The following is a 6016-nucleotide window of genomic DNA, read 5'->3' on the forward strand; positions in this document are numbered from 1 at the left end:
GGTCGTCGCCCACCGCGGCGCTCGCGCCGCCGCCGCGCAGATACGGCTCCGCGGCGTCCAGCCAGTCGCGGCGCCCGGCCAGGACGCCGGCGCCGAACGGTGCGTACAGCTTGTGCCCGGACAGCGCGAGGTAGTCGGCGCCGAGGCCGGCCAGGTCGACCGGCACGTGCGGGGCCAGCTGCGCGGCGTCCACCACGACCCGTGCCCCGTACGCGTGCGCGACGTCGGCCAGCCGCCGCACCGGCCAGATCTCACCGGTCACGTTGCTCGCACCGGTGACCGCGAGCAGCGCCGGACCGCGGACCGAGGCCAGCGCGCCGGTCACCGCCCGGACCGCGTCGTCGGGCCCGTCCGGCGCGGGCAGCCGCAGCGGCGACGGCCAGGGCAGCAGGTTCGCGTGGTGCTCGCCGTCGAAGACGATCGTGGTGGTGCCCGGCGGCAGCGACCGCGCCAGCAGGTTCAACGCGTCGGTGGTGTTGCGGGTGAACACGACCGAGTCGCCGGAGCGGGCGCCGACGAACTCGGCCACGGTGTCGCGGGCTCGCTCGTACTCCAGGGTGGAGATCTGAGACCGCAGGCCGGTGCCGCGATGCACGCTGCCGTAACACGGCAGCAGGTCGCGGACCGCGTCCGCGGCCGCGCGAATGCAGGGGGCCGACGCCGCATGGTCCAGGTGGGCGAACCGAACCGTCTGGCCGCTCGGCAGCTCGGTGGTCAGGTCGTCGCCGACGACGTCGAGCTCGGCGGCTTGCAGGATGACGGACATGAGGATGCCTCCGCTGGGTCGGGACCCAGGCCGTCTCGCGCGGGTCCGCGCTTGCCGTCGCCGGTCGACAACGGCCCGGTCCTCACCCGGGGCACCCCATCGCGAACGCAAGGGTTGCCGGCCAGCAAGCCGGGGCTTCGCGCTGGCACTCATGACCTGGCAGCAGGTTAACACCTACCGGTTCGTGACCGCGACGTTGTCGAAGGATGCGGCCGCGTTGTAGACGCGCACGCCGGACGCGCCGGAGGCGTGCGTGGAGTCGGTCACCGTGATCCGAGGGGTCGTCATGTCGTTGACGAACACCTTCAGCGTCGTGCCCGCCGCCTCGACCCGGAGGTGGTACGGGGTGCCCGGAGTGACGGTCAGCGGCGCCGAGCCGAGCTGCGTCCAGTTGCCGGCCGCCCGGCCGAGGATCACCCGGCCGGCCGGGGTGATGCCCGCGTAGTAGCCGCGGTAGGCGTCCGCCCCGACGGCGAGGGCGGTGGCACGGAAGACGAGGCCGGCGTCGCCCGATCCGGCGGTCACGGTGACGTCGGCGTCGTAGCGCGCGTTCGCGTGGTTGTCGTCCAACAGGGACTTGCCGCCGTACGACGCCGCCGCGCGGTACTGGCCACCGGCCACCGACCACGAGCCGCCGTAGGTTCGCCAGCCGAGCGCGTTGCCGTCGGAGAAGTCGTCCTTCACCAGCATGGTCACCCGGCGGATCGTGCCGTCGGCGTTGAAGTACATCCGGTCGTACGCCAACTGGCGGGCGTTGCCGTCGGTCTGGCTCAGCGGCCGCCGGTGATAGAAGATGAACCACGAGTCGGTGCCGGGGATGTTCAGCACCGAGTTGTGCCCGGCGCCGCGGGCGACCGCCGGGTCCTGCGCGAGGACCTTGTCGAGGCGCCGGAACGGCCCGGTCGGGGAGTCGGCGATGGCGTACGCGACGGAGTAGTCGGGACCGGTCCAGCCGCCCTCGGACCACATCAGGTAGTACTTGCCGTTGCGCTTGAACATCTGCGGGCCCTCGACGTACCCGGCCGGCGTGATCTCCTTGAAGGTGCTGCCGTCGGCGAAGGTGCCCAGGCTGGTCATGTCACCGTTCAGCTTGGCGACGTTGGCATGCCCCCAGCCGCCGTAGTAGATGTAGGCCTGCCGGTCGTCGTCGATGAACACGTCCTGGTCGATCGGCTGTGCCCCGTTGACGAACTGCGCGATCAGTGGCCGGCCGATCGCGTCGGTGTACGGCCCCTCCGGGCGGTCGGCGACGGCCACGCCGATGCCGCCGAGCGCGGCGTTGCTCTGGATGTCGTTGGCCGCGAAGTAGAGGTAGTACCGGCCGTTGCGGGCGATCGGGGCGGGCGCCCAGACGGCGTAGCGGGCCCAGCTCACGTTGGCGGTGGTGAGCACGTTGGGGTGCTTGGTCCAGGTGATGAGGTCCGTCGAGGAGAAGGCGTCGAGGTACGTCTGTTCGGCGTACGGCCGGGACGCGGTCGGGAAGACGTAGTAGCGGTTGTTGTAGATCGCCACGTCGGGGTCGGCGTACCAGCCGCCGACGAACGGGTTGCCCGCCTCGGCCGTGGTGAGGTCCGGCGGCGCCGCCACGGCCGGGCCGACCGGGCCACCTCCCAGGCCGCCCGCCGCGACGAGCAGGCTCACGAGAAGTCCGGCGGCGGCGCGGCGGGCGTGGCTCACGATTTCCTCCAAGGCATCGACAACAACGAATGTCTGAGGCCCATGGTACGGGTACGGGACCCAACGATGACGGGCGCTCGATCAGCCGAAGTTGAACGTGTTCCCCGTGCCGGCCACCTTCGTCGGCAGGCCGCGCCGGGCTCGCTCCGTCTTACGGATCACGTCGAAGATGTCCCAGGCCGTGGTCAGCGCGACCACCACGATCAGCGACAAGCTCAGCCAGCGCTTCACGTCGGTCGTGCCGTCGACGATGAAGCCGTGGAACTCCGGGTTGAAGAACCTGTCCGCGGCCAGCATCCAGATCATCGGCACCGCGACCAGCAGGGCGAGCACCGCGTTCACCGCGGCCATGGCCCGCGTCCAGACGGGGATGAAATGCGCCCGCAGCGCCCACGCCCCGCGCAGGGCGATGACCACGATGAGGAACGGCCACAGGAACGTCCAGTGCGCCGGGTCGAGCACCGGCACGTCGGAGAACGTGAACTGCTGCAGGATCAGCGCGGCGATCACGAAGGCCGACCAGACCATGGCGGCGATCGCCTCGTGCAGGGGCATCACGCCCGGCCGGTACGTCGGCAGGTCCTTGAGGCTCCAGGTGGTGCGGAACTTCGACCGGTCCTGGCCGGTGCGCTCGAGGATCGCGAAGACCGCGGTGGTCCAGAAGGCCAGGTGCACGCCCACGGTGATCAGCGTGGTGACGGCGTCGCCGATCACCTTGCCGACGTCCGGGTCGTCGATCAGCTGCGCCACGACGGACACGACGACCACGATCGGCAGGACGGTTGAGAGCAGCGTCACCAGCAGCCGGCGCCAGACCGGGAAGAGCTCCGGCCCGATCAGATGGTTCGGCCGGTTCGCGTAGCGGTCGGCCAGCCGGTCGGGGTCGCCGAGCTCCAGAAGTGTGCTCTCGACGGCGGCGTCGTGCGTGTCGCCGGCCTGCACGCGGGCCTCGATCTCGTCCTCGATGGAGGCCCGCAACTCCTGGTCGATGTCGGCGCGCTGCTCCTCGGGAACGCGGCGGAGGGCGGTGTAGACGTAGCGGTCGACGAGATTGGTCATGACTCACTTCCCGGAATGGCGGTGGCGGTGTCGAGGTCGCTGATCGCGCGGTCGAGCCGCGCCCACTCGGTGCGCAGGGTGTCGGCGAGGGCGTCGCCCTGCTCGGTGGTGATGTAGAACTTGCGGGGCCGTGTCTCGTCGGTGTTCCACGAACTGGTGAGCAGGCCCTGTGCCTCGAGCCGGCGCAGCAGGGGGTAGAGCGTGTTCGCCTCCACCTCGAAGCCGGCCGAGCTCAACGTCTCCAGCAGTGAGTAGCCGTACCCCGGCGTGCGCAGCACGGTGAGGCTGGCGACGACGACCGTGCCGCGGCGCAGCTCCTGCAGGTGGCTGGCTAGCGTCGCATCCGTTGTCATACCGAACACGATACCGTGTGGCACACACTATGGCAATGCCGCACACCAAAGTGCCGCACGTAACAATGCGGCGCTCACGGGCCGGACCTCGGTTGATCCGTTCGGCCTTGGGGTCCGTATCACCGGGCGGTCGGGCGTATCGGCGCCTGAATCCCGGGAGGTTCGGATGCGAGGCGCGTTGTGGTGGGGTCGCCTGGTCGGCCCGGCACTGGCGGCCGTGGCGGTGCTCCTCATCGAGCCGGGTACGGCCGCGCTGGCCGAGCCCGGCGTGCCGGTGCCACCCGGCGAGCTGCAGGACGGCCGCAACACCGGCAAAGTCTCTGCCGCGGACCGCGACCTGGTCGTCAAGGTGCGGCTGGCGGGGCTGTGGGAGATCCCGGCCGGTGACATGGCGCAGGAGAAGTCGGACGACCCGCGCATCCGCGAGATCGGCCGCACCATCACCTTGCAGCACGAGAAGCTGGACGAACTCGCCCGCGCGGCGGCCAAGAAACTCAAGATCAAGCTGCCCAACAAGCCCAACGCCGACCAGCAGGGCTGGCTCGCCGAGATGCGCGACGCCGCGGACGGCGAGGAGTTCGACCGGATCTACATCGACCGCCTGCGGGCGGCGCACGGCAAGATCTTCCCGGCGATCGCAACCATCCGTACGAGCACCCGCAACGACGCCGTCCGCAAGCTGGCGCAGCAGGCCAACCAGTTCGTCATGACGCACCTGACCCTGCTGGAGAGCAGCGGCCTGGTCGACTACGCCGCGCTGCCCGCCGCACCCGACCCGTCCGCCCCGTCCAAGGCGCCGGCCGCGCTGAACCCGGTCGCGCAGACGCAGCGGTCGAGCCTGAGCGTGCCGCTGATGGCCGCCGTGCTCGCCGGGGTTCTGGCGATCAGTTTCCTGCTCATCCGGCGTGACGTGAAGGGCCGCCGGCAGACCTCCCGCGCGCGCCGGTCGTACCACTACGACCGCTGACCCCGCGCTGTCCGGCCGCGGTGCGCCCTGCCGACCCAGTGGCGGCGGGGCACTGCGAGGATGAGACATGACATCGCGCTTCGAGGAACTGGCCTGGCAGCAGACACCGATGGGGGAGATCAGCCTGCGCCGCCGCCTCGACCCGGTGGTCAAGACACAGGTGTACGAGGTGAAGCTCGGCGACGAGTTCCTGATGTCCAGCATGTTCCCGGTCGCCGAGATCGAGCTCGCCCGCCTCGGCCTCGCCCTCCTGACCGACTCGCCGGCCGGCCCGGCCGGGCTGGACGTGGTGGTCGGCGGGCTGGGGCTCGGCTACACCGCCCGCACGGTGCTGGAGGACGATCGGGTCCGGTCGCTGATCGTGGTGGACACCCTCGCGGAGGTCATCGCGTGGCATCGGCAGGGCCTGCTGCCGTTCGCCACCCAGCTGATCACCGACGACCGCTGCCGGTTGCTGCACGGCGACTTCTTCGGCCTCACCGCGGGGCACAGCGGGTACGACCCGGACGCGCCCGGCCGCCCGGTGCACGCGATCCTCCTCGACGTCGACCACAGCCCCCGGCACCTGCTGCACCCGGCACACGCGGACTTCTACACCGCGGACGGCCTGCGGGCCCTGGCCGCGCACCTGCACCCCGGCGGTGTGTTCGGTCTCTGGTCCAACGACCCACCCGACGACGAGTTCATCGCCGTGCTGGGCAAGGTGTTCACCGGCGTCCGGGCGGAGGTCGTCACGTTCGACAACCCGTTGCAGGACCGGGCCGCGGCCAACACCGTCTACCTGGCCCGCAGGACCTGAGCGCCGGCAACCTGCCCGCACCCGCGGGGGGCCTGAACTGCACTTTCCGGGGGACATCCTCGCCGGGTGACGAAACGACAGGAATCCCGGCCCGCACGTCAGATCCGCACCCGAGCCCGACGGTCCGTCACCACAGCGATCGTCACCGCGGCCGTCGCGATCACCGGGGCGGCCACCGGAGCCGTCACCGTGGCGACACCCGCTCAGGCGACCGTGCCGGCGGTGGCGAACACCTGGTCCGGCCTGATGTTCCAGAGCCTCACCGTGACGGCGACCGGCGCCCAGCTCCGGCAGACCCTCGCCACCCAGCGCGCCACCGTGACCACCCGTACCGCGGACGTCACCCGGGCGACGGCGGCTGTGACCGCGGCCCAGAAGCAGGTCACGACCGCGAC

The 6016-nt window shown here is 71.0% G+C and carries 7 protein-coding genes and 1 riboswitch; of the genes, 3 read left to right on the forward strand and 4 right to left on the reverse strand.

Annotation, left to right across the window (positions count from 1 at the left end; genetic code table 11):
• From AB0M20_RS22510 to AB0M20_RS22525, 4 genes are all read right to left on the reverse strand, one after another.
• Window positions 1-766, reverse strand: a 766-nt coding sequence (locus AB0M20_RS22510) for an aminotransferase class V-fold PLP-dependent enzyme (RefSeq protein ID WP_364301100.1), incomplete at its 3' end; no start/stop codon positions are given.
• A 42-nt stretch (window positions 767-808) separates the two neighbouring features.
• Window positions 809-923, reverse strand: a riboswitch (SAM riboswitch).
• Between the two features lie 17 nt (window positions 924-940).
• Window positions 941-2443, reverse strand: coding sequence for a glycoside hydrolase family 43 protein (locus AB0M20_RS22515; protein ID WP_364301102.1), 1503 nt, complete (start codon window positions 2441-2443; stop codon window positions 941-943).
• An 81-nt stretch (window positions 2444-2524) separates the two neighbouring features.
• Window positions 2525-3502, reverse strand: coding sequence for a permease prefix domain 1-containing protein (locus AB0M20_RS22520; RefSeq protein ID WP_364301104.1), 978 nt, complete (start codon window positions 3500-3502; stop codon window positions 2525-2527).
• Window positions 3499-3855, reverse strand: a complete 357-nt coding sequence (locus AB0M20_RS22525) for a PadR family transcriptional regulator (RefSeq protein ID WP_364301106.1) — start codon at window positions 3853-3855, stop codon at window positions 3499-3501. The genes AB0M20_RS22520 and AB0M20_RS22525 overlap by 4 nt, the downstream gene beginning before the upstream one ends.
• Window positions 3856-4021: 166 nt before the next feature.
• On the opposite strand from AB0M20_RS22525, the gene AB0M20_RS22530 reads away from it, so the two are divergent.
• The 3 genes from AB0M20_RS22530 to AB0M20_RS22540 form a co-directional block, all read left to right on the forward strand.
• Complete coding sequence (locus tag AB0M20_RS22530) at window positions 4022-4822, forward strand: DUF4142 domain-containing protein (RefSeq protein ID WP_364301108.1); 801 nt, start codon at window positions 4022-4024, stop codon at window positions 4820-4822.
• A 67-nt stretch (window positions 4823-4889) separates the two neighbouring features.
• Window positions 4890-5621, forward strand: a complete 732-nt coding sequence (locus AB0M20_RS22535; protein ID WP_364301110.1) for a spermidine synthase — start codon at window positions 4890-4892, stop codon at window positions 5619-5621.
• Between the two features lie 66 nt (window positions 5622-5687).
• On the forward strand, window positions 5688-6016 hold a 329-nt coding region (locus tag AB0M20_RS22540), incomplete at its 3' end, for a hypothetical protein (RefSeq protein ID WP_364301112.1).

Origin of the sequence: Actinoplanes sp. NPDC051633 (assembly GCF_040681735.1) — a bacterium.
Lineage (GTDB): Bacteria > Actinomycetota > Actinomycetes > Mycobacteriales > Micromonosporaceae > Actinoplanes.

Excerpts from the sequence above, each read along its gene's own strand:
- AB0M20_RS22520 (WP_364301104.1), bottom strand. The coding sequence starts at position 3,502 with ATGACCAATCTCGTCGACCGCTACGTCTACACCGCCCTCCGCCGCGTT.
- AB0M20_RS22525 (WP_364301106.1), bottom strand. The coding sequence starts at position 3,855 with ATGACAACGGATGCGACGCTAGCCAGCCACCTGCAGGAGCTGCGCCGC.
- AB0M20_RS22530 (WP_364301108.1), top strand. The coding sequence starts at position 4,022 with ATGCGAGGCGCGTTGTGGTGGGGTCGCCTGGTCGGCCCGGCACTGGCG.
- AB0M20_RS22535 (WP_364301110.1), top strand. The coding sequence starts at position 4,890 with ATGACATCGCGCTTCGAGGAACTGGCCTGGCAGCAGACACCGATGGGG.